This window comes from Mesorhizobium sp. M0862, assembly GCF_040319795.1.
Classification (GTDB): Bacteria; Pseudomonadota; Alphaproteobacteria; order Rhizobiales; family Rhizobiaceae; genus Mesorhizobium.
Genome location: NZ_JAMYOJ010000021.1, coordinates 85,959 through 111,960, shown reverse-complemented (window position 1 = coordinate 111,960; position 26,002 = coordinate 85,959). Strand labels below are relative to the sequence as shown.

Annotated in this window: 30 protein-coding genes; 12 read left to right on the top strand and 18 right to left on the bottom strand. The window is 64.0% G+C overall.

Annotated features, from left to right (window positions below; all coding sequences use genetic code 11):
- Positions 1-187 precede the first annotated feature (187 nt).
- Positions 188-589, bottom strand: coding sequence for an endonuclease domain-containing protein (locus NKI15_RS26055; RefSeq protein WP_023732115.1), 402 nt, complete (start codon positions 587-589; stop codon positions 188-190).
- A gap of 224 nt (positions 590-813) precedes the next feature.
- Here NKI15_RS26055 and NKI15_RS26050 point away from each other — a divergent pair, with 224 nt between their 5' ends.
- Entirely contained in the window at positions 814-984 is a 171-nt protein-coding gene (locus NKI15_RS26050; protein WP_352500447.1) for a hypothetical protein, read from the top strand.
- 3 nt (positions 985-987) lie between these two features.
- On the opposite strand, the gene NKI15_RS26045 is transcribed toward NKI15_RS26050, so the two are convergent.
- The gene (locus tag NKI15_RS26045; RefSeq protein WP_023687115.1) at positions 988-1,932 is read right to left on the bottom strand and encodes a glycine--tRNA ligase subunit alpha; all 945 of its coding nucleotides are present in this window, start codon (positions 1,930-1,932) and stop codon (positions 988-990) included.
- Positions 1,933-2,108: 176 nt separating this feature from the next.
- On the opposite strand from NKI15_RS26045, the gene NKI15_RS26040 reads away from it, so the two are divergent.
- Entirely contained in the window at positions 2,109-2,570 is a 462-nt protein-coding gene (locus NKI15_RS26040) for a GNAT family N-acetyltransferase (protein WP_352514476.1), read from the top strand.
- Positions 2,571-3,048: 478 nt separating this feature from the next.
- Here NKI15_RS26040 and NKI15_RS26035 read toward each other — a convergent pair whose 3' ends face one another.
- From NKI15_RS26035 to NKI15_RS26015, 5 genes are all read right to left on the bottom strand, one after another.
- Positions 3,049-4,824, bottom strand: a complete 1,776-nt coding sequence (locus NKI15_RS26035) for a tetratricopeptide repeat protein (RefSeq protein WP_352514503.1) — start codon at positions 4,822-4,824, stop codon at positions 3,049-3,051.
- A gap of 191 nt (positions 4,825-5,015) precedes the next feature.
- Entirely contained in the window at positions 5,016-5,432 is a 417-nt protein-coding gene (locus NKI15_RS26030) for a DUF1284 domain-containing protein (RefSeq protein WP_023735592.1), read from the bottom strand.
- Positions 5,433-5,542: 110 nt separating this feature from the next.
- Positions 5,543-6,136, bottom strand: coding sequence for a biotin transporter BioY (locus NKI15_RS26025; protein ID WP_352500448.1), 594 nt, complete (start codon positions 6,134-6,136; stop codon positions 5,543-5,545).
- A gap of 352 nt (positions 6,137-6,488) precedes the next feature.
- Positions 6,489-7,157: a GntR family transcriptional regulator gene (locus tag NKI15_RS26020; RefSeq protein WP_023702055.1), complete on the bottom strand. Its 669-nt coding sequence runs from the start codon at positions 7,155-7,157 to the stop codon at positions 6,489-6,491.
- An 87-nt stretch (positions 7,158-7,244) separates the two neighbouring features.
- Positions 7,245-8,261 carry a polyprenyl synthetase family protein gene (locus NKI15_RS26015; RefSeq protein WP_023668471.1) on the bottom strand — a complete coding sequence of 339 codons (1,017 nt, stop codon included), beginning with the start codon at positions 8,259-8,261 and terminating at the stop codon, positions 7,245-7,247.
- Positions 8,262-8,482: 221 nt separating this feature from the next.
- Between NKI15_RS26015 and NKI15_RS26010 the strand changes: the two genes are divergently transcribed.
- From NKI15_RS26010 to NKI15_RS25980, 7 genes are all read left to right on the top strand, one after another.
- A complete protein-coding gene (locus NKI15_RS26010) occupies positions 8,483-8,707 on the top strand; it encodes a putative signal transducing protein (RefSeq protein WP_023692106.1) in 225 nt (74 codons plus the stop codon).
- Positions 8,707-9,501 carry a tRNA1(Val) (adenine(37)-N6)-methyltransferase gene (locus tag NKI15_RS26005; RefSeq protein WP_023696580.1) on the top strand — a complete coding sequence of 265 codons (795 nt, stop codon included), beginning with the start codon at positions 8,707-8,709 and terminating at the stop codon, positions 9,499-9,501. Before NKI15_RS26010 ends, NKI15_RS26005 begins: the two co-directional genes overlap by 1 nt.
- 120 nt (positions 9,502-9,621) lie before the next feature.
- Positions 9,622-10,479, top strand: coding sequence for a S49 family peptidase (locus tag NKI15_RS26000; protein ID WP_023668474.1), 858 nt, complete (start codon positions 9,622-9,624; stop codon positions 10,477-10,479).
- Between the two features lie 72 nt (positions 10,480-10,551).
- Positions 10,552-10,737, top strand: coding sequence for a membrane protein (locus NKI15_RS25995; protein ID WP_023668475.1), 186 nt, complete (start codon positions 10,552-10,554; stop codon positions 10,735-10,737).
- Positions 10,738-10,763: 26 nt separating this feature from the next.
- Positions 10,764-11,657 (top strand): 4-(cytidine 5'-diphospho)-2-C-methyl-D-erythritol kinase, encoded by an 894-nt coding sequence (locus tag NKI15_RS25990; RefSeq protein ID WP_023747562.1) that lies wholly within the window; start codon positions 10,764-10,766, stop codon positions 11,655-11,657.
- Positions 11,644-12,198, top strand: coding sequence for a molybdenum cofactor biosynthesis protein B (moaB, locus tag NKI15_RS25985; protein WP_023732120.1), 555 nt, complete (start codon positions 11,644-11,646; stop codon positions 12,196-12,198). Before NKI15_RS25990 ends, moaB begins: the two co-directional genes overlap by 14 nt.
- 124 nt (positions 12,199-12,322) lie before the next feature.
- Positions 12,323-12,754, top strand: a complete 432-nt coding sequence (locus NKI15_RS25980) for a GFA family protein (protein ID WP_023709898.1) — start codon at positions 12,323-12,325, stop codon at positions 12,752-12,754.
- Here NKI15_RS25980 and NKI15_RS25975 read toward each other — a convergent pair.
- Both NKI15_RS25975 and NKI15_RS25970 read right to left on the bottom strand, forming a co-directional pair.
- Positions 12,744-13,718, bottom strand: a complete 975-nt coding sequence (locus NKI15_RS25975) for a hypothetical protein (RefSeq protein ID WP_352514475.1) — start codon at positions 13,716-13,718, stop codon at positions 12,744-12,746. The two genes, NKI15_RS25980 and NKI15_RS25975, sit on opposite strands and share 11 nt — an antisense overlap.
- 252 nt (positions 13,719-13,970) lie before the next feature.
- Positions 13,971-14,474 (bottom strand): glycosyltransferase, encoded by a 504-nt coding sequence (locus tag NKI15_RS25970; protein ID WP_023684377.1) that lies wholly within the window; start codon positions 14,472-14,474, stop codon positions 13,971-13,973.
- A 149-nt stretch (positions 14,475-14,623) separates the two neighbouring features.
- Here NKI15_RS25970 and NKI15_RS25965 point away from each other — a divergent pair, with 149 nt between their 5' ends.
- Both NKI15_RS25965 and rnhB read left to right on the top strand, forming a co-directional pair.
- Positions 14,624-15,778 carry a PA0069 family radical SAM protein gene (locus NKI15_RS25965; RefSeq protein WP_023684378.1) on the top strand — a complete coding sequence of 385 codons (1,155 nt, stop codon included), beginning with the start codon at positions 14,624-14,626 and terminating at the stop codon, positions 15,776-15,778.
- 154 nt (positions 15,779-15,932) lie between these two features.
- A complete protein-coding gene (rnhB, locus tag NKI15_RS25960) occupies positions 15,933-16,628 on the top strand; it encodes a ribonuclease HII (protein ID WP_023747565.1) in 696 nt (231 codons plus the stop codon).
- Between the two features lie 224 nt (positions 16,629-16,852).
- On the opposite strand, the gene NKI15_RS25955 is transcribed toward rnhB, so the two are convergent.
- The 7 genes from NKI15_RS25955 to NKI15_RS25925 form a co-directional block, all read right to left on the bottom strand.
- On the bottom strand, positions 16,853-17,344 hold the full coding sequence (locus tag NKI15_RS25955) for a F0F1 ATP synthase subunit B (protein ID WP_023668483.1): 492 nt from the start codon (positions 17,342-17,344) through the stop codon (positions 16,853-16,855).
- 10 nt (positions 17,345-17,354) lie between these two features.
- Positions 17,355-17,954 (bottom strand): F0F1 ATP synthase subunit B, encoded by a 600-nt coding sequence (locus NKI15_RS25950; RefSeq protein ID WP_023684380.1) that lies wholly within the window; start codon positions 17,952-17,954, stop codon positions 17,355-17,357.
- A gap of 92 nt (positions 17,955-18,046) precedes the next feature.
- Positions 18,047-18,271, bottom strand: coding sequence for a F0F1 ATP synthase subunit C (locus NKI15_RS25945; RefSeq protein WP_006206606.1), 225 nt, complete (start codon positions 18,269-18,271; stop codon positions 18,047-18,049).
- Between the two features lie 68 nt (positions 18,272-18,339).
- Complete coding sequence (locus NKI15_RS25940) at positions 18,340-19,098, bottom strand: F0F1 ATP synthase subunit A (protein ID WP_352514474.1); 759 nt, start codon at positions 19,096-19,098, stop codon at positions 18,340-18,342.
- A 65-nt stretch (positions 19,099-19,163) separates the two neighbouring features.
- Complete coding sequence (locus NKI15_RS25935; protein ID WP_023668486.1) at positions 19,164-19,556, bottom strand: AtpZ/AtpI family protein; 393 nt, start codon at positions 19,554-19,556, stop codon at positions 19,164-19,166.
- Positions 19,557-19,821: 265 nt separating this feature from the next.
- Entirely contained in the window at positions 19,822-21,006 is a 1,185-nt protein-coding gene (locus tag NKI15_RS25930; RefSeq protein WP_352444409.1) for a cell wall hydrolase, read from the bottom strand.
- A gap of 136 nt (positions 21,007-21,142) precedes the next feature.
- On the bottom strand, positions 21,143-22,438 hold the full coding sequence (locus NKI15_RS25925; RefSeq protein ID WP_352460057.1) for an MFS transporter: 1,296 nt from the start codon (positions 22,436-22,438) through the stop codon (positions 21,143-21,145).
- 117 nt (positions 22,439-22,555) lie between these two features.
- Between NKI15_RS25925 and NKI15_RS25920 the strand changes: the two genes are divergently transcribed.
- Positions 22,556-23,464: a LysR substrate-binding domain-containing protein gene (locus NKI15_RS25920; RefSeq protein ID WP_023668489.1), complete on the top strand. Its 909-nt coding sequence runs from the start codon at positions 22,556-22,558 to the stop codon at positions 23,462-23,464.
- Positions 23,465-23,697: 233 nt separating this feature from the next.
- Here NKI15_RS25920 and der read toward each other — a convergent pair whose 3' ends face one another.
- Together der and NKI15_RS25910 are read right to left on the bottom strand one after the other, a co-directional pair.
- Positions 23,698-25,128 carry a ribosome biogenesis GTPase Der gene (gene der, locus NKI15_RS25915; RefSeq protein ID WP_023668490.1) on the bottom strand — a complete coding sequence of 477 codons (1,431 nt, stop codon included), beginning with the start codon at positions 25,126-25,128 and terminating at the stop codon, positions 23,698-23,700.
- A gap of 76 nt (positions 25,129-25,204) precedes the next feature.
- Entirely contained in the window at positions 25,205-25,867 is a 663-nt protein-coding gene (locus NKI15_RS25910) for a tetratricopeptide repeat protein (RefSeq protein ID WP_023729304.1), read from the bottom strand.
- Positions 25,868-26,002: the final 135 nt, after the last annotated feature.

Here is a 26,002-nt window from a genome sequence, read left to right as displayed (position 1 = left end):
CAGAGTTTCTCCACCCGCATGCCTTCTCCCTGATTGCGCGTCCTCGCGCCTCCGGCGCTGCGGTTGCGCGGCCGGGCGGGGATTTCCTCGGAGCGAAGTTCTAGAAGCAGATCAGGCATAGTTAGGCTCCCACCCTCCCCTCGATGGGGAGGGTCGGCGCGTAGCGCCGGGGTGGGGTGGCGACCTCTCAGCCGCCGATACCTTCGGCACCATCGCGCAAACGCAGGTGTGATTTTCGTTCTTCCACCGCCGCATAGATCGTATCGAGCACGGAATCCAGTTCGTTTTTGATTTCATGGTTCCAGAAGCGGATGACTCGATAACCCTGGCTCTCAAACCATTTCGTTCGACGTTCGTCATGGTGCTGTTGGTCATCGAAGCTGTGATGGACACCGTCCACCTCAATGATCAGCTTCAGCCGGTGGGAGGTGAAATCAGGGAAGTAAACGCCTACCGACGCCTGCCTGCGAAAATGAGTGCCTTCTACTGGAATGCGCCACAGATGCCGCCACAGGATGCGTTCCTCGTCGGTCATCGCCGCGCGAAGCCTTTGCGCAGACTGCAGCTTGAATCGATCGAGTTTTGGCATGGAACGTCGCGCTGTCACCCCCACCCGCCGCTTCGCGGCGACCTCCCCCATCTAGGGGGAGGTAAGAGGGCATAGCAACTCGGCTGACCGCTGTTTCCAGAAATTTTGACCGCCCCTGTCGGGCCGCAACCAGCCCGCCCGTCCTTTGATCAAAGATTTCCATGAACCAAACGCAGCGCTGAAGCGACGAACGCTCAGGCAGGGAACTTATTGGCTGAACGACCATGAAAACGGCATCGAGACTTCTGCAGATCATCGCGCTCAGCGCCTGTTTGACCGCGCAGGCCCATGGCGCCTTCGCGATGCCGGGCGTACGGCAGGCTTTGCGGACCATGGCCGGATCGACTGGCCCGATGTTGGCCCCAATCAACATGTCCCCCGAAATGATGAAGTGAGCCTCAGGCGGCGAGGCCGCCGGCCTGGGTTTGGAGGAACGCCTCGCCGCAGGCCTTCGCCAGATTGCGCACCCGCAGGATGTAGCTCTGCCGCTCGGTCACCGAAATCACGCCGCGCGCGTCGAGCAGATTGAAGACGTGGCTGGCCTTGATGCACTGGTCATAGGCCGGGAAGACCATGCGGTGCATCGGCAGATTGTCGTTCGAAGCCGGGGCGCCGGCCGCGAGCAGCGCCTTGCATTCGGCTTCGGCGTCCTCGAAATGCCTGAGCAGCATGGCGGTGTTGGCATATTCGAAATTGTGCCTGGAATATTCCTGCTCGGCCTGCAGGAAGACATCGCCATAGGTGACTTTTTCGGCGCCTTCTCGGCCATTGAAGTTGAGGTCGTAGACATTGTCGACGCCCTGCACATACATGGCCAGCCGCTCCAGGCCGTAGGTCAGTTCTCCCGCCACCGGCGCGCATTCGATGCCGCAGACCTGCTGGAAATAGGTGAACTGCGACACTTCCATGCCGTCGCACCAGCACTCCCAGCCGAGCCCCCAGGCGCCAAGCGTCGGGCTTGCCCAGTCGTCCTCGACGAAGCGAATGTCGTGCAGCAACGGATCGACGCCGATCGCCTTGAGCGAGCCGAGATAGAGTTCCTGCAGGTTCGGCGGGTTGGGCTTCAGGATCACCTGGTACTGGTAATAATGCTGCAGCCGGTTGGGGTTTTCGCCGTAGCGGCCGTCCTTGGGCCGGCGCGAGGGCTGGACGTAGGCGGCGTTCCAGCCCTTGGGCCCGAGCGCGCGCAGCGTGGTGGCCGGATGGAAGGTGCCGGCGCCGACTTCCATGTCGTAAGGCTGCAGGATGACGCAGCCATAGGCGGCCCAGTAATTGTGCAGGGTCAGGATCAGCCCCTGGAACGAGCGGCTGGGATGCATATGGGCTGGACTGTCTGACGTCACGGCGGCCTCGGAAAGCGCTGAAATGATGCCATTCCCTAGTTGCCGGGCCGGTAGGCGTCAAGGCAGCGCCTATCGCCGCCTTGATGAGAGGTTGAACGCTTTGCTTCGGACTGGCCCATTGCCGGACGGTGCCGGTGGCCGTTTGCTCGCCCAGCTTCAACGACAAAGGTTCAGCCATGCAAGGCCAGTTCACCGTACGCCCCGTCACCCGAGAGGATTACGAGCAATGGCTGCCGCTGTGGGACGGCTACAATGCGTTTTACGGCCGCTCGGGCGAGACCGCCCTGCCCGGTGACATCACTGCAATGACATGGTCGCGCTTCTTCGATGCCTATGAGCCGATGCATGCGCTGGTCGCGGAGAGCGAAGGCAAGCTTCTCGGTCTTGTCCATTATCTCTACCACCGCACCACGACGGCGATTTCGCCGAACTGCTATCTGCAGGACCTCTTCACCAATGAGGCGTCGCGCGGCAAGGGCGTCGGCCGGGCACTGATCGAAGACGTCTATACCAGGGCGCAAACCGCAGGCTCCAGCCGCGTCTACTGGCTGACACACGAAACCAACCACACGGCGATGAAGCTCTATAACAAGATCGGCGATCTCTCGGGGTTCGTCGTCTACCGAAAGCTGTTCTAATGCATGTCGCCCAGAAGTGTGCCGCGGCTCTGGGACAACGACATGCATCAAAACAAAGACTTAAAGCGCGTCGTATGAATCCGTTTCAGCGCGACGCGCTCTAGAATGAGCGCCAACGCTGGAGATTGGCTGAAAGCCTTCCCGACTTCGTCATTCCAGGGCGAAGCAGCCGCCAAGCGGCGTCGCGCAGACCTGGAATCCATTCCGTGACCTTGATCGAAGAACGAAGCGGAGCAGAATTCTGCACCCTCGCAACGCCTTAAGGTCACGGCATGGCTTCTATGGTCTGCGCCGCGTCGCTTCGCTCCTTGCTCCTTGCTCCGCCACAGAATGACGATCGCGATAGGGCGTCTCTATCTCTTTGTTTCTGTCGCAATTCCGAACGGAAAACCGCGCACACTTTCCTGGAATTGCTCTAAGATGCCAAGCCGAAAAAACGGGGCTCAGCGAGCCCCGTTTCATCAGAAGTATGGCCCGATCACCCCTTCGGCGCTGGCGGGGTGGCCGGCTTGACCTTCGGGGTTTCCTGCGCCGTGTTGGATTCGATCGGCGGCAGGCCCTTCATCAGCTTCTGCTGCAAAATGGCAAGCACATCGGGATCCGGCTTCAGGTCGCGCGCCTGATTCCACTGGAAAGTGGCTTCGAGCTTGCGGCCGACGCGCCAATAGGCATCGCCGAGATGGTCGTTGAGCACCGGATCTTCCGGCTTGAGCGACACGGCGCGCTCCATTTCGCGCACGGCGTCGTCGAACCGGCCCATGCGGAAATAGGCCCAGCCCAGCGAATCGACGATGTAGCCGTCGCTCGGCCTGAGGTCGACGGCCTTCTGGATCATCGCCAGGCCTTCCTTGAGGTTCATGTTCATGTCGACCCAGGAATAGCCGAGATAGTTCAGTACCTGCGGCTGGTCGGGGAACAGTTCCAGCGCCTTGAGGAAGTTCGGTTCGGCCTTGGGCCATTCCTTCAGCCGCTCATAGGCGATGCCGCGCTGATAGTAGATGTTCCAGTTGGCATTGGTCGGCGTCTTCAGCACCGCGACCGCCTTGTCGTAGAGAGTGGCGGCGGAGCGGAAATCTTCCTTCGAGGCATAGACCCCGCCCAGCGCCAGATAGGCGCGCATGTCATCGGGGTGAGCTTCGACGAATGCCTTGAGATGGGCGATAGCCTCGTCGTGACGGTTGAGATCGGCAAGGTTGAGGCCGAGCTGCAGGTCGGAAAGCTCCTTCAGCGGCGAGGAGGCTGGAATGCGGCTATAGAGCGCAATGGCGCCTTCGCCGTCCTTCAGCTGCTCCGCAACGGCGGCAAGCTGCACCAAAGCGGCGTCGCTGTCGGGCTTGAGCGCGAGCGCATATTGCAGATAGAGGCGCACGAACGGCTCGCCGCCGCCGCGATTGAGCGCGATGGCGAGGTCGAGCAGGATTTCAGCGGCGCCTTCGGAGGGACTGGCGAGGAAGGGCTCGATCTTGTCGCCCTTGCTGATCCTGTCGCGAAGCGCCTGGATGTCGAGCTTGCCGGGCGCGAACGCCTCGGCCTTGTCGAGCACGTAGAGCGCCTTGTTCTTGTTTCCCTTGCGCGCCAGGAAAGACGCGTAGGCCTGGGCGTTGCGCATCCATGTCTCGGGCGCGGCACCGCCGGCCGTGACGTCGGTCAGGGTCGCGTCATAAAGCGCGTCGGCCTTGTCCGATAGGCCTGCGGCATCGGCGATCAGCGCGCGGTGGAAGGACTTGAACAGGCCGAACCAGTCAGGCCCCTGCAGTTTGTCGATCGAGGCCATCGCCCCGGTGGGGTCGCCGGCGCCCTCTTGTGCCCAGCCGGACATGACGCCGGAAATCAGCCGGTCGAGATCGGATTCGAGCGACAGCTTGAGCCAGTACTGCGCCTTGGTGAAATCCTTCTTGTGGAAGGAATCGACCGCCAGAGCCAGACGCGAGAAGCGCTCGACGTCGGGAACTGCCTTGAGCTTGTCGGCATAGACCAGCGATTCCTCGAAGCGGCCTTGCGCGATCAGCGACAGCATCAGGCTTTGCTGCAGCGAGGTGTCGCCAGGATTGAAGGCGAGCGCCTGCTTGTAATAAGCGATGGCACTGTCGAGGTCGTTGTCGCCTTCGGCGATGCGGGCGGCGAGATAGGCGCCCGAGAAGGAGGTGATCTTGACCGGGTCGGTCGATTCCTTGGCGTAGGCAGGCAGCGGAGAAATCGCCATCCCTGCCACAATTGCCAGCCCTGCGAGCCAGTGCGCACGTCCTTGCCGCATCGTATCCCTTTCAGCCAAGCGCCATCCCGCGTCGGCGCGGAGAAGCCATAGACTCGATGTTTCCTGACAAAGCATGGCCTTTTTGGGGTCAGGCTTCAATCCGGGCCGAATTCACAATCGGGTCACCCGATTAACAAACCATGGCGACGCAGACACTGTCGGTTCCGACAATAGCAGATCGGGGTTGGGAGCTACAGCCTGACATCGCGATATCCGCCTGCCGCTATCGTGCTGCACAGGCCGGCCCACTCGCAACCCTGGCAGGCCTCACGCGTCACGCCGGCTGAAAAGGCCGCGCGCGAGGCGGCAAGCGTTGCCGCGTCGAGGCTGAGACGGACGCCCGCCTCGATGGGCCGGGCCAGCAGCTTGCCGACATCGCGTGCTGCCAGCTCGTCCCGGCCTGCGGCGCTTTCGCGCAAGCAGTGGGGCTCGGCCTCGCCGAGCAGCGGCCGGCAGATGTCGTCGGGGCCGGAGACGATCAGAATATCCTCGCCCCGGCCCAGACGTTTCGCGATCACGTCATAGTTGGCGACGAAGGCTGCGCTGTACCCTTCGCCGATATAGGTCAGCAGGCAAAGCAGATGGTGGGAGCGCAGCCGGACGGTCATCGGTCAGGACGCGCCAGCGGAGCCTGTTCCATCCCGATGGTATCGGGATGGGGCTCCATTTTTTTGTTTGAGCATGATCTCTTCCGAAAACCGGACTCCACTTTTCGGGATCATGCTCCTGCCGGGTCCGCCTTGTTGCTCCAAAACAGCTTGAGCGTCGCGGCGCCGAGCGCCGATTTCAGCAGGCCGCCGACGAGGAACGGCAGGAAACCGAAGGCGATGGCCTGTTCGAGGCCGATCATGACGGCGAGCCAGGCCGTGCCGAGAACCAGGCAGGCGAGGTTGCCGAGGACCATGCCGGCGAAGGCGAGCAGCACGCGGTTGCCGTTCCAGCCGCGCTCGGCCAGCCAGCCGACAAGCGCGCCGACGAGAGGGAAGGCGAAGAGATAACCGCCCGTTGCCCCGACGAAATACGACGCGCCCGCTGCCCCTCCGGACAGGACAGGAAAGCCCACGGCGCCCTCGGCGAGCCAGGCGATGATGGTCATGGCGCCAAGCCGCCAGCCATAAAGTGCGCCAACCAGCGTCACGGCGAAGGTCTGCATGGTGACCGGCACCGGCACCATCGGCACCTCGATCTGGGACAACAGCGCCAGAAACAGCGTACCGAGGACGACGGCCGCGGCCTGCCAGCTATGCGAGCGGGTTTGCGGGCGCAACGGGCTGAAGGACGGCTTGGACGGCGAAAAGGCGATGTCGGTCATGGTTGCTTCCTAGCTGGTTTGAAATTATAGATAATTTTGTTGTTCGATCTATTATCGAATCCATATTTGCGCGGGAATGGCAACCCTCACCCCTAAAAAGGCTTGGGCTTGCGTGTCGAATAAAGGACATTTGGAAAGGCTGGCGGGACAGCACCCCCCTCTGGCCTGCCGGCCATCTCCCCCGCAAGTGGGGAGATCGGATGTCGCCTTTGCTTTCGCCAATGGCCGACGTTGCAGGACTAACGCAACGGCAAAGCTGTTGATCTCCCCGCTTGCGGGGGAGATGTCCGGCAGGACAGAGGGGGTGTGAAGGATCGCTACGCGCGGAATCCGACGACTTGTCCCTTCGTCCCTACCCGACGATGGCAAACGCTTCGCGCATCTTGCCCGACGCGGTCTTGACTGGTTTCTGGCCGATCCACTGCACGTGCCGGCCAAGCGTGGCGGCGGCCGATTCGGTGTTGCCTTGCCGCAGCGCGCTGAGGATCGCGCGATGATCCTGGTCGGTGCGGATTTCCCATTCCGAGCGCCAGGCGGCGAACAGGAAGCGGGCGCTTGCTGCGTGCAAATCGTCGATGGTGGCGATGAGCCGCGGCATGCCGCAGGGCGCCAGGATCAGCCGGTGGAAGGTGCGGTTGGCCTCCTCCCAAGAGCGGACATCGCGGGATTTGTCGCCGGCCTTTGTGGCTTCTTCGGCAAGATTGAGAATGGAAGCCGTCAGATGCGGCGCGGCATGGCGCAGCGCCAACACTTCGAGCGCTGCCCGCATTTCGGCGACTTCCCTTACCTCGCCGAGATCGAAAGCAGCGACGCGTACGCCCCGCCTGGGCTCACTGGCCGCCAGCCCTTGCGCCTCCAGGCGCCGAAAGGCCTCGCGCACCGGGACATGGCTGGTCTGGAATTCCTCGGCGATGTGATCCTGCCGCAGCCGGGCGCCGGGTTCGATCGCACCCGATATGATGCGATCCGCCAGCACCTTGCTGATGCGCACGGCGATGGTGTCGTCTGCGGTCTTTGCCATGTTTTATAGATAATTTGCACTGCTGCCGATTGTCGAGCGGTGATTGCCCGATTTTGCGTGCAAACTTGCTTTGGCGCCAGGCGCGGGTCAGTTCACCCGGCTGATGCAGAAGTCGATGACGTCGATCAGCGCCGATTTCTGCGGCGTCGCCTCCAGCGGCGCCAGCGCGTCGCGGGCGATCTCGCCGAAATGGCGGGCGCGTCCGATGGTGTCGGCAATGGCGCCATGGCGGGTCATCAGGCCGATGGCCTTTTCCAGTCCGGCATCGTCGGTGACATTGTCCTCGATGGCGCGCTTCCAGAAGGTGCGCTCGGCCTTGGTGCCGCGCCGGTAGGCGAGGATGACCGGCAGCGTAACCTTGCCTTCGCGGAAATCGTCGCCGACATTCTTGCCCAGCTCCTGGCTGGAGCCGCCATAATCCAGCGCATCGTCGATGAGCTGGAAGGCAAGGCCGAGATTCATGCCGTAGGAGCGCAATGCGGCGCGATCGTTGCGCGTCGCCGATGCGATGACCGGACCGACCTCGGCGGCAGCCGAGAACAGCGCCGCGGTCTTGGCCTTGATGACGGCGAAATGCTCGTCCTCGGTGGTATCCAGGTTCTTGGCTGCCGCCAGCTGCATCACCTCGCCCTCGGCGATGATCGAGGCGGCGCTGGACAGGATATCGAGCGCTTCCAGCGAACCGACATCGACCATCATGCGAAAAGCCTGGCCGAGCAGGAAATCGCCGACCAGCACGCTCGCCTGGTTGCCCCAGATCATGCGGGCAGTCTTTTTGCCGCGCCGCATGCCGCTCTCGTCGACCACGTCGTCATGGAGCAGCGTGGCGGTGTGCATGAACTCGACCGCGGTGGCGAGCTTGACGTGGCCCTCGCCGGAATAGCCGAACATCTGGGCCGCGGCGAGCGTCAGCATCGGCCGCAGCCTCTTGCCGCCCGACGAGATCAGATGGTTGGCGACCTCCGGGATCATCTCGACGTCGGAGCCGGCCTTGGACAGGATCAGTTTGTTGACGCGCCCCATATCGGCTGCTGTCAGGTCGATGAGATCCTTGATGGAGGCGGGTTCCCGCTTCCCGTTTTCGATGTTGAGAACGACACCCACCAACAAACACTCCCGTCTTTGATCACGCGTGCGACGGCACCCTGGTCCCGCCTGGGACTCTAGGGCGGCACATACGGGCACGGCAAGAGGCGAATTGGCGCGGCTGCGGTGACGGCGTGTCAACCTTAGCGACCGCATGCCGTTGCCCGGAAACCGCTCCACACTTTTCGGCGCCATGCTCCGGCGTTTACATCAACGCTGCAACCTGCGAACTTCGTCCGATGATAGAACTCGTGCGCACCAACGATGCCGTGATCATCTCCTTCGTCGAATCGCTGATGCGCGATGCCGGGATCGCCTGCTTCGTCGCCGACCAGAACATGAGCATTCTCGAAGGGTCGATCGGTCTTTTGCAGAAGCGCGTGATGGTCGATGCCGACCAGGCCGATCAGGCGCGGCGCATCTTGAAAGACGCCGGCATCGAGAACGAAATCCGCCAGACATAATGGCTGAAGCGAGCGCGCTTACCAGCGATACGCCGGCCCATACGGTCGATGCCTTCCATCGCGGCCGCTTCTGGCTGGTCCAGCCCAGGACAGGGCATCGCGCCGGGATGGATGCCATGATGCTGGCGGCAGCAGTTTCATCCGGTTTTTCTGGACGCCTCGCCGATTTCGGCGCCGGCGCCGGTGCGGCGGGTCTCGCCGTGCTGTCGCGCTGCCCAGAGGCGCAGGTCGTGCTCGTCGAACGGTCGGCCGAGATGGCAGGCTTCGCCACAACCACGCTCGCCCATCCCGGCAATGCGCATCTCGGCAATCGCGCCTCGGTGCTGACCGCCGACGTCACGCTGTCAGGCCGAGCGCGGACGCAAGCCGGCCTCGCCGACAATTCCTTCGATTTCGTCATCATGAACCCGCCCTTCAACGCGGCGCAAGACCGCGCCACGCCAGATCCGCTGCGGCGGCAGGCGCATGTCATGGACGACGGGCTGTTCGAAAGCTGGATCCGGAGTGCGGCTGCCGTCGCCAAGCCGCGCGGGGGCCTGGCCGTCATTGCGCGGCCGGAACAGCTTGGCGACCTCCTCGATGCGCTGTCGGGCCGCTTCGGCGACGCCGAGATGCTGGCCGTGCATCCGCGCCCGGAAGCAGCCGCAATCCGCATTGTGGTCAGGGCAGCGCTCGGCGCGCGCGGCAAGCTGTCGATCCGCCCGCCTTTGATGCTGCATGGGCAAACGGGCGACGGCCCGTCGGAACGAACCGAGATGATCAACAACGGACTGGCGTCGCTGTTTGGCGATTGATTTAGGCCCGTCAGTGTCGTTGCCGCAAAACCGGCACACAGTTGGCTGAGATGGATTGCAGCATTGCCGTTGACCGGCAAATCCCTACATGCGTTGAAGCCATTTGGAGACAGCCACCTCGTGAAACGCCTTTTCAACCGCCTGCTGCCGAAATCCTGGCGATCCAGCGTCGTCACCATTCCCGTCATCAGGCTGCATGGCACCATCATGGCCGGCGGCGGCCCGTTCCGGCCGAGCCTGTCCTTGGCGTCCACCGCCGCCCTCATCGAAAAGGCGTTCCTGTTCGATGCGCCCGCCGTCGCCATTTCAATCAATTCGCCTGGCGGCTCGCCGGTGCAGTCGCGGCTGATCTTCAAGCGCATCCGCGACCTCGCGGTCGAGAAGAACAAAAAGGTGCTGGTCTTTGTCGAGGATGTGGCGGCCTCGGGCGGCTACATGATCGCGGTCGCCGGCGACGAGATCTTTGCCGATCCGTCCTCCATCGTCGGTTCGATTGGTGTCGTCTCGGCCTCGTTCGGCTTTCCCGAGTTGATGAAGAAGATCGGTGTCGAGCGCCGTGTCCACACCGCCGGCCAGAACAAGGCGGTGCTCGACCCGTTCAAGCCGGAGAAGAGGGAAGACGTCGAGCGCCTGAAGGCGCTGCAGCTGGAAGTGCACGAGACCTTCATCGACCTGGTCAGGGAACGCCGTGGCACCAAGCTGAAGGACGATCCGGACCTGTTCACCGGCCTGTTCTGGACCGGCAAGAAAGGGCTGGAGCTTGGCCTCGTCGATGCGTTGAGCGACATGCGCACGGTACTGAAAACCCGCTTCGGCGCGAAAACCCAGCTCAGGCTGGTCACCGCGCCGCGTGGCCTGTTTGGCCGCATCGGCCTGTTCGGCTCGAACTTTTCAGCGCCCGATATTGCCGCCGCCGCCGCAAGCGGCGTGATCGATGCGGCGGAAGAGCGCGCATTGTGGGCTCGCTTCGGGCTTTGAAAAAGCAGGGAAAGCGTCTAGCATGAGGGCTTGACAGTCTGCCTTGCCGCCTTGCGAGGGAGGAGCTTTGAAATGCCACAGATCATTTTCTTCGCAGTTGTCGGCGCAGCCGCTTATTTCGGCTACCGCACCTTCGTCCGCGAGGCCGAACGTGTGACCGCCAAGGTGCGGCGCACCGAAAAGCAGGCAGCCAACGGCACCAACGGCACGCTGGTCCAGGATCCCAAGACCGGCGAGTACCGCCTGGCCAAGGACTGATCATCATCCCGTCAGCAGCCGACAGTTTGGATGCCGCAGCCCGGACGTGGCTTGCGCCCGCCAAGATAAATCTGGCGCTGCACGTCACCGGCAAGCGCGCCGACGGCTACCATCTGCTCGAGAGCCTGGTCGTTTTCACCCGCTTCGGCGACAGGGTCGAGATCGAGCCTGCCGACGCCGACCGGTTCTCCGTATCGGGCCGTTACGCGACTTCCGTGCCGATCGACGACAGCAATCTGGTGGTGAAGGCGCGCGAGGCGCTGCGCAGGCAGGCCGGCCAGCAGAGCACGCCGCCGGTTGCCATCCGGCTGGAAAAGAACCTGCCGATCGCATCCGGCGTCGGCGGCGGCTCAAGCGACGCGGCGGCGGTATTGCAGGGTCTTGTCCGGACCTGGGGGCTCGACATCGGCGAGGCCGAACTGAGCCGGATCGGTCTCACGCTCGGCGCCGACGTGCCGATGTGTCTTGCGGCAAAACCGCTGGTTGCGCGTGGCGTCGGCGACGAGCTGTCGCTGGTGCCGGATTTTCCGGCGCTCGCTTTGGTGCTGGTCAATCCCGGCGTCGCCGTCTCGACGCCTGATGTGTTCAACGCACTTGAGAAACGCGACAATGAGGGATTGCCGCCGCTGCCGCGTGCATTTGACTTCCACAGTGTCCGCAACTGGCTGGAGATCACCCGCAACGATCTCGAACCGGCGGCGCAGGCGATCCAGCCGCCCATCGGCCGAGCGCTTTCCCTGCTGAACAGGGCCGGATCTGGATTCTCGCGCATGTCGGGCTCCGGCGCGACATGCTTCGGACTGTTCGAGACCGGCAATGTCGCCAAGCGCGCCGCCGCCGAGATCCGCAGCCGCGAACCGGAGTGGTTTGTCGCCGCGACACGAAGCATCGCTTCAGAGGGGGCCGATGACCAAAATTGACGAAAGCCGCCCCTTCATCCCGGTGCGCATCGCGGTGCTGACGGTGTCCGATACGCGCAGCCTTGCCGACGACAAATCAGGGCGGACGCTGGCCGATCGCATCGTCGAGGCCGGCCATGTCCTGGCCGCGCGCGACATCGTCACCGACGACCGGGAGAAAATCCGCGACAAGGTGCTGGGCTGGTCGCGCGACGAAGACATCGATGTCGTCATCACCACCGGCGGCACCGGTTTTACCGGCCGCGACGTGACGCCGGAGGCGCTGGAGCCGATCTTCGAGAAGCGCATGGATGGCTTTTCCGAAGTGTTCCACCGCATTTCCTACGACAAGATCGGCACCTCGACAGTGCAGAGTCGGGCGACGGGCGGCGTCGTCAACGCCACCTTCGTCTTCGTGCTGCCGGGCTCGCCCGGCGCCTGCAGGGACGCCTGGGACGGCATCCTGAAACCGCAGCTCGACTACCGCCACATGCCCTGCAACTTCGTCGAGATCATGCCGCGCCTGGACGAGCATTTGCGGCGCGGCAAGGCCGCCTCGTAAACCAAGGCAAAGCCGGCCAAGTGCTGCCTTTGTCAGGCAGAATGGCGGCTGCGCCTTCGAGAGGTCATTTCCTCCGGGTCGTCGGGCGGATAGTCTGTCGCCAAGTCAAGACGGAAGAGATCCAATGAGCGCGCACCGCGGCGGCTGCCATTGCGGCAACATCCACCTGACGTTCGAAACGGGAATCGAGCCGGCCGAGGTGGAGATCCGCGCCTGCCAGTGCGCGTTCTGTGTCCGGCATGGTTCGCGCGCCGCTGCCGATCCGCAGGGCCGATTGATCGTCTCGGTCGAGGACGAGGCGCGGCTGCACCGATACCGGTTCGGATTGCGCACCGCCGATTATCTCATCTGCCGGGACTGCGGCGTCTATGTCGCTGCTGTGACCACCGACGGCGAACCGAGAGCGATCGTCATCGTCAATGCGCTGGATGACCGGCCGCGGTTCAACCGCGAGCCGGTCCCAATGGACTATGATGCCGAGAACAAAGAGGGTCGCATTGCCCGGCGGCAAGCGCGCTGGATGCCGGTCGAGATCCGCTCCGGCGTCAGCGGATGACCGGCTCGCCGTGGAAGCGGCGGCGCGAGGGCGGCGAGACGCCGAAGCCGACCTCCATCATCAGCCGTGGCGTGGTGGACGGCACGGTGCCCATGTGGAAGCCGAACGGGTCCTCGACGAAGCCGAGGCCGGCCTCGCCGGTCAGCGTGACCGGGCTGTCGTCGCCATAGACCTTGAGCACGTCTTGCGCCGGATGGCCGACCAGCAGCGTCAACTGGTGCTTGAGGCTGCGCCTGTTGTGGCTGCCTTTGACATAGACGTGCGGGCCGGTGCCGGCATCGCAGGGCTTGAGATAGAAGAAGAATTTCAGCATCCGCCAGTCGTCGAGATCGAAATGATATTTGCCTAGCGAGGCAAGGTTCTTGTCGGCGTCGGAAGCCTCGCCTGTCGGAAAGCTCCACCAGACACGCGTGGTGATCAGCTTCGCCTGCCCGCCCAGATAGTGCTCGGCGATGTCGAGCAGCAGCGGGTCGTTCTGGATGGCGAGTGCCGCCTTGCAGCCGAGGATGCGCTCGAAATAGTGTCCGCTGAGCAAAGAGCGGCCGAACCGCTTCTCGGCTTCTGCGTGTTCTCCGGGCATGAATTCGAGCCGGCGGTCGAAATTGCCGAAGCACGGCGTGCTCTGAGCGAAGCTGGCGATCTCTTGGTGGATTGCCTGCGGCAGGACCAGTCCGGAGAACAGGCCATCGGTGCGCAGCGCCGCGACGATCGACTTGAGGTCGACGCCCCTGAACATCGTCGCTCCGGCACTCTGCGCGGGGCGCGCGGCTTTGGCGCCAAGCCAGTGCAGCTTGCGCGCCGGCATGGTGCGGGCAAGCACGAACATCGGCAGCCATGCGGGATTTTCGCGCAGGTCGGACAGATAGGTCGGGATACGCACCGCAATGCGGCGGAGCAGGCTGCCGTTGCGGGCAATGGCTTCCAGACTGGGGGCGCCGGATTTGTCGGGGGACGAAAGGTTCATCGGGGTCCTCAGATATGAACGGCAGCAACGACGACGCGGCGCTTGCTTACCGCTCCGGCACTACCCAAACCCCGATATCCCGCATCAACGGAATGCTAATCCCGCGTCAGCTTTTGTGCAATGCACAATAGCTTTTTGCGGCGAAAAAGAGGGATGGTGCTGCGACCGTGCCAATGCGGATGAGACGCCGACGCTGCCCCTCATCCGCCCTTCGGGCACCCTTCTCCCTGGGAACGGGAAAAGGGAGAAACATCACTTCTTCGGCGCCAGCCAGATTTCGGCGTCGAGCCGCCTGGTGGCGAGACCGCGCGCAAGGGCTTCGGCGCTGTGCGCGTTCTTCGACAGGGCAGCGGCCTGGCGCTTGCTGATGACCAGCCCTTCGGCCAGCGCCCGGTTGCCCGAAAACACCCGTGACAGGAACGGCGTGCGGCTGCCGCGCGCACGGGAAAAGCGCGCCGGCATGGTTTGCCGCGCCGTGTGAGCGACAACGTCGTCGATCCAGCCCTCCGCCAGCCTTGCGCCGGGTTCCAGAAACAGCAGCCAGTCACCCTTCGCCTGCCTGATTCCCGCGGCAATGCCGCCGGCCACGAAGTGGCAGCCGGCATGATCGGCAACCCGATGCGTCTGGTCGGTCGAGCCGGTGTCGCACACGATGACATCGCGCACCACGCCCTCGACCGCGCCGCCGATCAACGAGGCGAGCGTGCGGGCAAGGCCTTCTTCGTCATCCCGGGTTTCGATCAGAACGCTGAGCATTTTTAGCCGAATAGCGGAAAGCCCGGCGCAGCGCCAGTTGTGCATGGCCAACGAAAAAGTTCTTGCTTTGTTCTCATCAGCGAAATAGGATTATTTTCATGAACAGAGCGATTCGACAGCCAGCCGACAGTCCTTGGGAAAGGGCCAAAATGGAACATATCGTGCGTGCGGACATTGCTGCTTTCGGAGCAGGGCGAGCCGAGATGGCCAATGCGATGATCGAACAGAGCGGCATGCGCGTCCGTCCGGATCGCAACCGCGGCCGTTCCGCGGGCATCAACCCGTCCGGCCGGTTCGAGCCGGTCAGCCGGCATGTGTTCGACGACGGCTGGAATTCGCTGGAGGAATTGCCGCCGTTCAAGACCGAAGTGCAGGTCGAGAAGCCGCGCACCATCATCACCCGCAACGAATCGCCCGACATTTCCTTCGACCGCTCGATCAACCCCTATCGCGGCTGCGAGCATGGCTGCGTCTATTGTTTCGCCCGGCCGACGCATTCCTTCATGGGCCTGTCGCCGGGGCTGGATTTCGAAGCGAAGCTGTTTGCCAAGCCGGATGCGGCGCGGCTGCTCGACAAGGAACTGTCGAAGGATGGCTATCAGCCGCGCACCATCGCGATCGGCACCAACACCGATCCCTACCAGCCGATCGAGAAACAATACCGGATTATGCGCGAGATCCTCGAAGTGCTGGAGGCGCGCGGCCATCCGGTCGGCATCGTCACCAAATCCCATCTGGTGACGCGCGACATCGACATCTTGTCGCGCATGGCCGAACGGGGCTTGGCCAAGGTGGCGCTGTCGGTGACAACGATGGACCGCATGCTGGCGCGCACCATGGAGCCACGCGCGTCGACGCCGACCAAGCGGCTTGAGGCGATCCGGCAGCTTTCCGATGCCGGCATCCCGGCCTCTGTCATGGTGGCGCCGATCATTCCCGGCCTGACCGACCAGGAGATGGAGCGCATCCTCGATTCGGCACGCGCCGCAGGCGCCCGCGAGGCCGGCTATGTGATCCTGCGCCTGCCGCTCGAGGTGGCGCCGATCTTCAAGGACTGGCTGCTGCGCCACTATCCCGACCGCTACCGGCACGTGATGTCGCTGATCCGTTCGATGCGCGACGGCAAGGACTATGATTCGGAATGGGGCAAGCGGATGAAAGGCGCTGGCCCCTATGCCTGGCAGATCGGCCGGCGCTTCGAGATCACGGCCAAGCGGCTCGGCCTCAACGCCGAGCGGCGCACGCTCCGAACCGACCAGTTTGTCGCCGCCGCCAAGGCGACCGAGCAGCTGATGCTGCTCTGAGAGTAGCGCCTGCCCTGCCCTCGTGGCTGTCAGGCGACCCAAGAATCCCGTCCGGCCTGTCCCCTGGCCTGCAGACGGTGCCCTCCCGGTCTTGCCCCACTCGACCCTGGAGGGACTTGCGGAGAATCGGAGCCGATGCGAACCTCGCCGCAACATGGCTCGCGCACGTTCCGATTCTCCGCTTCTTTTCGAAATCGTCGAAAAGCCCGATTTCTCCTTCGAGACGAAGGCGATGGCCGAAGGCCTGTGGCCGGTGGCAGGCATGGACGAGGCCGGCCGCGGTCCGCTGGCGGGGCCGGTGGTGGCGGCGGCCGTGATCCTCGATCCCGCCAACATTCCCGACGGGCTCGACGATTCCAAACGGCTCAACCATTTGCAGCGCGAGGCGCTGTTCCTGAAAATCCTGGGGTCAGCGCTCGGCGTGTCGATGGCCTCGGTCAGCGCCGAAGGCATTGACGGCAGCAACATCCTCAAGGCCAGCCTGGAAGCCATGCGCCGCGCCCTTGCCGGCCTGCCGATCCAGGCGAAGCTGGCGCTGGCCGATGGCCGCGATGTGCCGCCGGGCCTCCTCTGCGAAGGCCGCGCGCTGATCAAGGGCGACCAGCGCTCGCAATCGATCGCCGCCGCCTCGATTGTCGCCAAGGTGATGCGCGACCGCATGATGTGCGGCTGCGGCAGCCACCACGAACGCTACGGGTTCGAAGTCCATATGGGCTACGCCACCGTGCGGCACCGCACCGCGATCGAAGCGCATGGTCCGGTGGCAAGGCTGCACCGGGCGTCATTCGCGCCGTTCAGGCTGGGTGGAGTTGAGGTGGTTGAGGAAGAGAGCTTCGCCGGGTTGGAGTAATGGTAATCTCCCCCCTTGAGGGGGAGATGGCCGGCAGGCCAGAGGGGGTCGCCGCGCGTGAAGCGCTAGCCCTTACTGGCCGCAGAAAGAGCGTCGCGCCCGGTCGCACCGACCCCCTCTGTCGCCTTTGGCGACATCTCCCCCTCAAGGGGGCAGATTGTCCGCGCTCAACAAAAAAGCCGCCAAGTTGCCCGGGCGGCTTGATGTCAGCGAGTTAACGCCGCTCAGTTCAGCCTGGCCTTCACGTCCTGCAGCGCGGACTTGAACAGGTCGGCGCCGGCCTTGGCGTCGATCTTGCCGGCGAGCAGCGTGCGGGCCGCCTCGACGGCGATGTCGACGGCGCTGGCGCGCACTTCGGCGACGGCTTCGCGCTCTGCCTGGCCGATCTTCTGCTCGGCAAGCGCAGTGCGACGGGTGACATAGTCTTCGGTCTTCTTGTGCGCCTCGGCGGCAAGCATGTCGGCCTCGCGCTTGGCGGCAGCGACGATGGCTGCGGCCTCCTGCTCGGCTTCCTTGCGCTTCTTCTGGTATTGGCCGAGCAGTTGCTGGGCCTCTTCGCGCAGCCGGCGGGCTTCCGCAAGCTCGTCGCTGATCTTGGTCGCACGGGCGTCGAGCGACTTGGCGATCAGGCCTGGCACCTTGATGTAAACGGCAACGCCGAGGAAAATGACGAGGGCAACCGTTGCCCAAAGCGTTGCGAGAGATGTGGCGTCCATGATGTGCTCCTCACCGGGCCACGGATTTGACCGCAGCCGAGATCTCGGCCTTGCTCGTCTTGCCGCCGACAAGCGCATCGACGATGGCTGAAGCGGTGTCCTCGGCAATCGTGCCGACTTCCTTCATGGCGTTGGCCTTGATGGAAGCAATGCTGGCCTCGGCCTCGCCGAGCTTCTTGTCGAGGGCGGCCTCGACCTTCTTGCGGGCAGCCTCGGCTTCAGCCTTGGCAGCGTCGTTGGCCTGCTGGCCGATCGCGTTGGCCTTGGCCTTGGCTTCCGCCAGTTCCTGCTCGTAAGCGGCAACGGCGGCGTCGGCCTCGCCCTTCAGCTTGGCGGCCTGGTCGAGGTCCTGCGTGATGCGATCGCTGCGGACGTCGATGATGCCGCCAAGGCGCGGCATCACCACCTTCTTCAGGAACAAATAGAACAGCCCGAACGTGATCGCCAGCCACAGAAGCTGGGACGGAAACGTCGCCGGATCGAATGGCGGGAACGTGCCGTGCGCCTCGGCAGGCACGCCGGTGCCGGAATGCGTGTCGCCTTCCGTACCGGTGTGGGCGCCTTCAGCGGCGGGTGCGGACTCTTGCGCAAACGCAGATGTCACGAACATGGACTATCCCCTGATATCAGGCATGGCCGCAGGAATGCGGCCAGCCAATTCTTCCCAATGCTCGTCCGACCGATAATTGGCCGAACAGGGGCTCAGCCGAACAGGGCGAGAAGCGCGATGAGAAGCGAGAAAATGCCCAGAGCTTCGGTCACGGCGAAGCCGAAAATCAGGCGGCCGAACTGGCCATCGGCGGCCGACGGATTGCGCAGGGCGCCCGCCAGGTAGCTGCCGAAGATGTTGCCGAGGCCAATGCCCGCGCCGCCCATGCCCAGGCAAGCGATACCGGCGCCGATGTACTTTGCTGCTTCTGCGTCCATTTTAAACTCCTTTGGATCTGTAATTCCGTTGCAATTCCATCCGGCGAAAGATGCCGGAAATTCTAAGGTCAGTGCCCGGGATGCAGGGCGTCGTTCAGATACATGCAGGTCAGCACCGCAAAAACGTAGGCCTGCAGGAAAGCGACCAGCAATTCCAGCGCGGTCAGCGCGACTGCCATGGCCAGCGGCAACACCGAACCGGCAACGCCGACGGCGCCGAGCGCGCTCAGGCTGACGACGAAGCCCGAAAACACCTTCAGGGTGATGTGGCCGGCCAGCATGTTGGCGAACAGACGAACCGAGAGGCTGACCGGGCGCGACACGAAGGAGATCACCTCGATCAGCACCACCAGCGGTAACAGGAACACCGGAACGCCGTGCGGCACGAAGAGCTTGAGGAAGCCCAGACCGTGCTTCGTGAAGCCGTAGACAACGACGGTTCCGATCACCAGGGCTGCGAGGCCGAAGGTGACGATGATGTGGCTGGTGACGGTGAAGAAGTAGGGGAAAAGGCCAAGCAGGTTGGCGACCAGCACGAACATGAACAGCGAGAACACGAAGGGGAAGAACTTCATGCCCTGCGTTCCGGCGGCGTCGCGCAGCATGTTGGAGACGAACTCGTAGCCCATTTCCGAAACCGACTGCAGGCGCCCGGGAACAAGGCTGCGGCTTGCGGTCGAGAGGTACAGAAACGCCGATGCGACGAGCACGGTCGCGACCATGAACAGGGACGAATTGGTGAAGGACAGGTCATAGCCTCCGATATTGATCGGAATCAGCTTGACGATATGGAACTGGTGGATCGGATCGACCTTGTCAGCAGCCATTTACATCCCCGTCAAAACCGCGAGCGGCCTTAAGTGTCCTTGTGCGCCATTGGCGGCGCGCCATTTCATTCTTTCGGATCGTGCGACTTCTCGCTTTTTCCGAATTCCGCCACAACACCTGACGAACGCAGGACATTGAGCACGCCGGCGCCAAAGCCCAGCAACAAGCCGACGACCAGACCCCATGGCGAGGTTCCCGCCACGCGATCCAGAAACCAGCCAAGGCCCACACCCACCACTATCCCGGCGATGAACTCGCTGGACAGCTTGAGCGCCTGGCCATATCCGGCCGTCGCTTTCGCGCCGTCATTCCCCTCGAGCTGATCCGGCCGTCTTGTCGCAAGCGATGCTCCAAGCTCACGCCGGCGGCGTTCGAGATCTTCGTCGCGGATGTCGGCCTCGTGCTTGCTGCCGCGGCCGGTTTCTCCGGTTCCGTCTGGCCCGTTCTTGTCGGCCATCGTAACCCCCCTGCCCGGTCAGACCGTCACCGTCCGTCCGCTTCTAAAGTCGCCGGCAACATAGTTAGAGGGTTTGCGCCCGTCAAGCCACGGGCGGGACTTCAAAGCCATGTATTTTTTCTATTGGAATCAATCACTTGGCGAGGTGCGACATCGTGCCCGGCACTATCGGGTCGGCACATGCCCCGAATCCGTCCGGCGACCGCTGTCCGATTTCGGCTTCCAGGGCCTTTGCGGTTCGTTTGCGACAGGCAAACCGAAGGGCTCAGCTCCAGCCGCCGCCATAGGTGCGGTAGAAGATATGCAGGCCGATCTTGGTCATCTTCTGCATCGTGCGCGCCCAGCCCGGATGGACGTAGTTGGCGTAGTAGTGGGTGGATGAGCCGACTTCGGGAATGAATATCTTGCCGGCGGTGACCGCCATCGCGACGTCCTGGGCGGTCTTGTAGTGGGCGGGGCTCTCGATGCGCTTCTTGCGGCCGTCGCAGGCGAAGGAGAACTGGCAGCGGTTCAGCCAGTTGTCGTTCTGGTAGACGACGCCGCAAATCGAGTTCGGATAGGCCGGATTGCGGACTCGGTTGAGAATGACCTGCGCGACGGCGGCCTGGCCGCGCACGGATTCGCCGCGCGCCTCGAAATAGATGCCGTTGGCGAGGCAGGCCTGCTCCTTCGTGGAGAAGACACTGGCCGGCAGCGGGTTCTGAATCCACGAGTGGTCACCCTTGGCCATCGGCGGAATGAAGCGCCCGCTGCTCGGCTCCTCGTCCTGCAGCAGCGCCTCGAAGGGTGAGGCCTTGGCGTAATCGGGTTCGGCCTGGGCATAGGCGGTGGCCAGCACGTCCGGTCTGTCATTGTTGACCAACGCGGCAAGCATGGCCGGCACGCCGGGATCGGGCTTCTTGTCCAGGTTGGTATGGAAGGCCTGGGCGATCTGGATTTCCTTGCCCTTGATGCCGGGCTTGGCGAAGGCGAGCTTCAGGCCGCTGTCCATGCTCGGCCGCAGCAGCGAGGACGTGCGCTGAAAGATCGAGCCGGCATTGAAGTTCTTCGGCGGCGCCACCGGCGAGACCTGGATGATGCGGCCCTTCTTGTCGGCGCGCATCACGCGGTCTTCGTCGGGCGTGACGCCGGCGACATTGCCCTTGCCGCGAAACGAGACCTTGCCGACGCCGGGCAGGCGTACGCCCGAGCCCGAGAGCGAACCGGTGGTGACGGAATCGATGAAAGGCATTTCGGCGGCATGAACCGAGCCGGCGACGGATCGCTCGACATAAGAGTTCCAGCGGGTGCCCGAAGCTTCGAGGCCGGAAATCAGGCTGCCCATGTCCTGGTAGGCGACGACGGTTGGAAAGCCGATCCAGATGCCGAGCCCGATGACCAATGGCGATACGAAGGAACGTTTTTTCTCACCGGCGGCGGCGGCCAGCCGCTTCAGGACACGTCGATGCACGGGGAACTCTCCAGAAACGCAACTGAGCCACTGGAGAGCCAAAGTGAAGCATTAACCTTGATGCGGGGTTAACGCGGTCGATCGTGTTGTTCCGAAGCGGCCCGAAATGGGACGCCGTTTGCCGGCCGGCAGCCCGTCAGTTCGGCCGCAGGAAAATTGGCCATGCAATCATGGCGCAGAGCGCGCCCACCAGCCAGACGCCAGGCCACGACCAGATGAGCAGCAAAGCCGGAATGGCGGTCGGCACCACGAAGAAGGCGATGAAGACGAAGCTGTTGGCAAGACCGAGCGCGGTTCCGGCGCGGCTGGCACCGGCAAGCGTGGCGAGTTCGGTGTAGGCCACGCCATGCCAGGCGGAGACCGAAATGCCGGCGACGACCAGCAGCACGGCAATCGCCGGGATCAACGCGGCATGGGCGTCTGGCGTGGCTCCTGCCGCCAGGACCAGCAGGCCGACGGCCGCGAAGCCAAACGCGCTCGTCACGCTGCAGAGCCGCAGGAATGAGCGGCGGTTGCCGTGGCGGTCGGTGTAGCGGCCGCTCCAGACGCGCATCACCATCGCGCCGGTCTGCACCGCGGCAAGGCTGGCGCTGATCGTGAGCGTGGCCATGCCGGCGAAATCGTGCAGGAAGACGGAGGCGAAGGTGAGCACCGCCACTTGCGGAAAGCAGAGCAGGCCGATGGCGGTGGCGATGCGCCAGACCTCGACATTGCGCAGCGGCGCCGGACCGCCCGACTTTGCCATGGCCATGCTGCCGGCATTGTCCAGTTCCGGCGGCTGGTGCAGCCATCGCCAGGCAAACAGCGCAGAGACGGCGTTCATGGCGGCCAGCAGCCCGAAGACCGCCGCGAAACCGTGCACCGATGCCAGCGACGGCAGGACCAGCGCGCCGAGCCCGCCGCCGAGCGGCACCGCGGTCTGCCTGATGCTCATGGCAAAGCCACGTTCGCCTTCGTGGAACCAGGCCATGATGGCGCGGCCGCTGGAACCGTTGACGCTGCCGCCGAGCAGGCCGGCGACCAGAAGGCATGCGGCCAGCATTGCGACGCCAGGCACATAGGTCACTGAGGGCACGATGAACAACGCCATCAGGGCGAGCCACGCCGCGGTCGCACCAAGGCCGGTCAACAGCACGCCGCGATCTCCCCAGCGGTCGGTGAGCAGACCCCAGGGCAGTTCGCTCAAGGCGACGCCCAGTCCGAGAAGGCCGAGGACCAGACCGAGATTGCCATTGCTCAAGTGATAGCCCGACCGCAGAAACACCGCCGCCGCCGGTATGCCGGCGAAGGTGGCGGAGAAACTGGCATTGGCGGCAACGCCGATGCCAAGCACCTTCCAGCGATGATTGGCGCGAAATCGTTCAGCCTTCGACGTGACGGCGGCGGCTCGGCCAACCCGGCCTGGCTCACAATTTGCGTCGGCAATCGACATGGCGGGACTCCTGTTGATGCCCTCTCGGGACCTTGACGCCTCGTCTTTACCGCCATAACTTCATCCCGAATATCGGGAATTTTTTGACAATCGTTCCCGAAAAACAGGATCGTTGAGATGCGCCGCGTAACCTTCGACCTCGATGTCCTCCGAAGCTTCGTCACCGGCATGGAACTCGGCAGCTTCGCCAAGGCCGCCGACCGGCTTGGACGCTCGACCTCGGCGGTGAGCGCGCAACTGAAGAAGCTGGAGGACCAGGCGGCGACGCCGATCTTCCGCAAGTCGGGCCGCGGACTGGCGTTGACCGAAGCCGGCGAAACCATGCTCGGCTATGCCAGGCGGCTGCTCGAGTTGAACGACGAGGCGGCCTCGGCCATCCACGACGTGGAACTGGAAGGCTGGGTCAGGCTCGGCCTGCAGGAGGATTTCGGCGAGGCGGTGCTGCCGGAGGTGCTCGGACGCTTCGCCCGCGCGCACCCCAAGGTCAAGATCGAGGCGCGGATCGGGCGCAGCTATGAACTCGCCGAGCGGATCACATCAGGCAATCTCGACATTGCGCTGGCCTGGGACAGCGGCCAGGCGCTGCCTTACAGCCGGCATGTCGGCGACGCGCAATTGCGCTGGATCGGGCCGGCAAAGCTGATCGAGACCAGGCTGCGCGAGGGCGAGGCACTGCCGCTGGTGGCGCTGGAAGCGCCATGCCTGCTGCGCACAGTGACGACGGAAACGCTCGACCGCGCCGGCCTGCCATGGCGGATGGCCTTCTCCAGCCCCAGCCTTGGCGGCATCTGGGCGGCGGTCGCCGCCGGCCTCGGCCTGACGATCCGCACCGATATCGGCCTGCCGGCCAATGTCAGGGCGATGGCGCCGCAAACGCTGGGCTTACCCGCGCTGCCGACCATGGCGCTGGTGCTGCACCAGAAAGACGCCGAACTGGACCCGGTGGCGGCGCGGCTGGCGGATATATTGTGGCACGCGGCGGTGGCGGCGCTGCCGCAGGACGAGCGGTTGAGAGAGGTCGCTTAGACGGAAGCGGCTGTCCAGCGTAGCGTTCCGTCACACCCCCCTCTGTCCTGCCGGACATCTCCCCCGCAAGGGGGGAGATTGGATCTCGCGAATGCTTTCGCCAATTTTCAACGTTGCAAGAGAGGCTCCAAAGACGAAACGACTGATCTCCCCCCTTGCGGGGGAGATGCCCGGCAGGGCAGAGGGGGGTGCTGTCCCGCCAATCTTGCGGAGAATTCCGCAACCGTCATCGCTCACTTGCGCTTGTTCGCTCTCCCCGCGAACGGGTTGTCCGAAGTCCGCAGCGCTATCCGGATCGGCACGCCGGGCATGTCGAAGGCTTCGCGCAGGCTGTTGGAGAGGTAGCGCACGTAGGATTGCGGCATCGCGTCGGGCCGCGAGCACTGGACGACGAAACCCGGCGGCCGGGTCTTGGCCTGGGTGACATATTTGACCTTGAGCCGGCGGCCGGCGACGGCGGGTGGCGGGTGATGCGCCAGAATGCTTTCCAGCCAACGGTTGAGCTTGCCGGTGGAAACGCGGCTGTTCCACACCTTGTGCGTCTTGATGACGGCATCCATCAGCTTGTCGAGGCTGCGGCCGGTCTCGGCCGAAACCGTCACCGCCTGGATGCCGCGCACCTGCGGCAAAAGCCGTGTGGTCTTTTCGCGCAGTTCCGTCAGCAGTTCCTGCGGATTGTCGATCAGGTCCCATTTGTTGAAGGCGATGACCGGCGCCCTGCCTTCGCGGATGATCAGGTCGGCGATCTGCAGATCCTGCTTCTCGAACGGGATGGTGGCGTCGAGCACGATGATGACGATCTCGGCAAAGCGGATGGCGCGCAAGCCGTCCTGCACCGACATCACTTCCAGCTTCTCGTGGATCCTGGCCTTGCGGCGCATGCCGGCAGTGTCGAACAGTTTTAGCCGGCGGCCATGCCAGTCCCAGTCGACGGAGATGGAATCGCGGGTGATGCCGGCTTCCGGGCCGGTCAACAGCCGCTCCTCGCCGATCAGCGCGTTGATCAGCGTCGACTTGCCGGCATTGGGCCGGCCGACGACGGCGATGCGCATCGGCTTGGTGTCGTCATAGGCGGGTTCGGCGTCGGGATCGGTGATGTCCTCGCCGATCAGCACCTCGCTGGCGGCGACGTCCTCGGCCTCGTCTTCTTCCTCGCCGAAGGCGCGGTCTTTGCCCAGCGCCTCGATCACCGCGTCGCGCAGATCGGGCATGCCCTGGCCGTGCTCGGCCGAGACCGGGATCGGCTCGCCCAAGCCCAGTTCCCAGGCTTCCAGCATGCCGCCCTGGGCGCCCTTGGCCTCGGCCTTGTTGGCGACCAGCACGACCGGCTTGCCGGACTTGCGCACGATCTCGGCAAAGGTGCGGTCGTCGGGCAAAAGCCCGGACTTGGCGTCGATGGTGAAGAAGATCAGGTCGGCTTCGCGGATCGCGATCTCGGTCTGCGCGCGCATGCGGCCGGGCAGCGTCGAGGCGGCGGCGTCCTCGAAGCCGGCGGTGTCGATGACATCGAAATGCAGATCGTAGAGTTTGGCCGCGTGGACGCGACGGTCGCGGGTGACGCCCGGCGTGTCGTCGACAAGCGCCAGCTTCCGTCCCACCAATCGGTTGAAAAGCGTCGATTTGCCGACATTGGGCCGGCCGATAATGGCGACTTTGAAGCTCATCCGGCTATCCATATCATCGCCCAAACCGCAGCGCGCCCTTGGGTCAGGCCCGAGGGCAGGCTTTGGGCGATGCGTATCATGACGCGCCCGAGCCGCGGATCAATTCCGACATCAGCGTCGCCCGCTGGCGCGCGTTGCGCGGGGCGCCGTCATCGGCAGCGATCTGGTCGAACAGTTTCAGCGCATCCTGGGTCTTGCCTTCCTTCCAGGCGGCAAGGCCGAGCGCTTCGCGCGCTGTGTGGCGCAGCGTGTTGTTGTCGGCGGTCAGCGCCTCGACGCGGCTGGAGACGTCGGCGAAGGAGCCGTGATCGACGAGCAGCAGGGCGGCCCGCAGGCGCGCCATGTCGCGAATGCCCTGGGGAATGGCGTTGTCGGCGGCGACGCCATCGAAATCGGCGACGGCGGCGGCAAAGTCGCCCTTGTCGGCCTTGACGGTTGCCGCGCGCATGCGGGCGAGCAGCGGATAGGCGCCGTAGCCGTCCTTTTCCAGCTGTTCGAGGGCGGTCAGCGCCTCGTCGCTCTTGCCGTCATTGGCAAGCTTCAGCGCCTGCGAGAAGGCATCGCCGGAGCGGTTGGCGCGGGTCTCGTCCCAATAGCGGTAGCCGACGAAGGCGGCGGTGCCAAGCACCACCAGGATGGCGAGGCCAAGGATCGCCGGACCAAAGCGGTCCCATAGCGCCTGCGCCTGCTCGCGACGGATCTCGTCGTTGACTTCGCGGATAAAACTGTCGTCGGACATCAATCAAAACCATTGCTGCCCTAACAGGGGCGCTTCTTGAGCCCGCGTTTTAGCGAAATTTCGCGGGCATGGAAGGGGCTCGGCAGGAAAATCGGCTAATCGCCGGGCGCATAGCTGCCGACGTTGATCGCACCC

Coding starts and splice junctions, on each gene's coding strand:
- NKI15_RS25995 (WP_023668475.1), top strand. CDS start 10,552: ATGCCACAGATCATTTTCTTCGCAGTTGTCGGCGCAGCCGCTTATTTC.
- NKI15_RS26005 (WP_023696580.1), top strand. CDS start 8,707: ATGGCTGAAGCGAGCGCGCTTACCAGCGATACGCCGGCCCATACGGTC.
- NKI15_RS25980 (WP_023709898.1), top strand. CDS start 12,323: ATGAGCGCGCACCGCGGCGGCTGCCATTGCGGCAACATCCACCTGACG.
- NKI15_RS26035 (WP_352514503.1), bottom strand. CDS start 4,824: ATGCGGCAAGGACGTGCGCACTGGCTCGCAGGGCTGGCAATTGTGGCA.
- NKI15_RS25925 (WP_352460057.1), bottom strand. CDS start 22,438: ATGTCGATTGCCGACGCAAATTGTGAGCCAGGCCGGGTTGGCCGAGCC.
- NKI15_RS25920 (WP_023668489.1), top strand. CDS start 22,556: ATGCGCCGCGTAACCTTCGACCTCGATGTCCTCCGAAGCTTCGTCACC.
- NKI15_RS26055 (WP_023732115.1), bottom strand. CDS start 589: ATGCCAAAACTCGATCGATTCAAGCTGCAGTCTGCGCAAAGGCTTCGC.
- NKI15_RS25940 (WP_352514474.1), bottom strand. CDS start 19,098: ATGGCTGCTGACAAGGTCGATCCGATCCACCAGTTCCATATCGTCAAG.
- NKI15_RS25945 (WP_006206606.1), bottom strand. CDS start 18,271: ATGGACGCAGAAGCAGCAAAGTACATCGGCGCCGGTATCGCTTGCCTG.
- NKI15_RS26025 (WP_352500448.1), bottom strand. CDS start 6,136: ATGACCGACATCGCCTTTTCGCCGTCCAAGCCGTCCTTCAGCCCGTTG.
- NKI15_RS26050 (WP_352500447.1), top strand. CDS start 814: ATGAAAACGGCATCGAGACTTCTGCAGATCATCGCGCTCAGCGCCTGT.
- NKI15_RS25970 (WP_023684377.1), bottom strand. CDS start 14,474: ATGCTCAGCGTTCTGATCGAAACCCGGGATGACGAAGAAGGCCTTGCC.
- NKI15_RS26010 (WP_023692106.1), top strand. CDS start 8,483: ATGATAGAACTCGTGCGCACCAACGATGCCGTGATCATCTCCTTCGTC.
- NKI15_RS25955 (WP_023668483.1), bottom strand. CDS start 17,344: ATGGACGCCACATCTCTCGCAACGCTTTGGGCAACGGTTGCCCTCGTC.
- NKI15_RS25975 (WP_352514475.1), bottom strand. CDS start 13,718: ATGAACCTTTCGTCCCCCGACAAATCCGGCGCCCCCAGTCTGGAAGCC.
- NKI15_RS25935 (WP_023668486.1), bottom strand. CDS start 19,556: ATGGCCGACAAGAACGGGCCAGACGGAACCGGAGAAACCGGCCGCGGC.
- NKI15_RS26030 (WP_023735592.1), bottom strand. CDS start 5,432: ATGACCGTCCGGCTGCGCTCCCACCATCTGCTTTGCCTGCTGACCTAT.
- NKI15_RS26040 (WP_352514476.1), top strand. CDS start 2,109: ATGCAAGGCCAGTTCACCGTACGCCCCGTCACCCGAGAGGATTACGAG.
- NKI15_RS26020 (WP_023702055.1), bottom strand. CDS start 7,157: ATGGCAAAGACCGCAGACGACACCATCGCCGTGCGCATCAGCAAGGTG.
- NKI15_RS25910 (WP_023729304.1), bottom strand. CDS start 25,867: ATGTCCGACGACAGTTTTATCCGCGAAGTCAACGACGAGATCCGTCGC.
- NKI15_RS25950 (WP_023684380.1), bottom strand. CDS start 17,954: ATGTTCGTGACATCTGCGTTTGCGCAAGAGTCCGCACCCGCCGCTGAA.
- NKI15_RS25965 (WP_023684378.1), top strand. CDS start 14,624: ATGGAACATATCGTGCGTGCGGACATTGCTGCTTTCGGAGCAGGGCGA.
- rnhB (WP_023747565.1), top strand. CDS start 15,933: ATGGCTCGCGCACGTTCCGATTCTCCGCTTCTTTTCGAAATCGTCGAA.
- der (WP_023668490.1), bottom strand. CDS start 25,128: ATGAGCTTCAAAGTCGCCATTATCGGCCGGCCCAATGTCGGCAAATCG.
- moaB (WP_023732120.1), top strand. CDS start 11,644: ATGACCAAAATTGACGAAAGCCGCCCCTTCATCCCGGTGCGCATCGCG.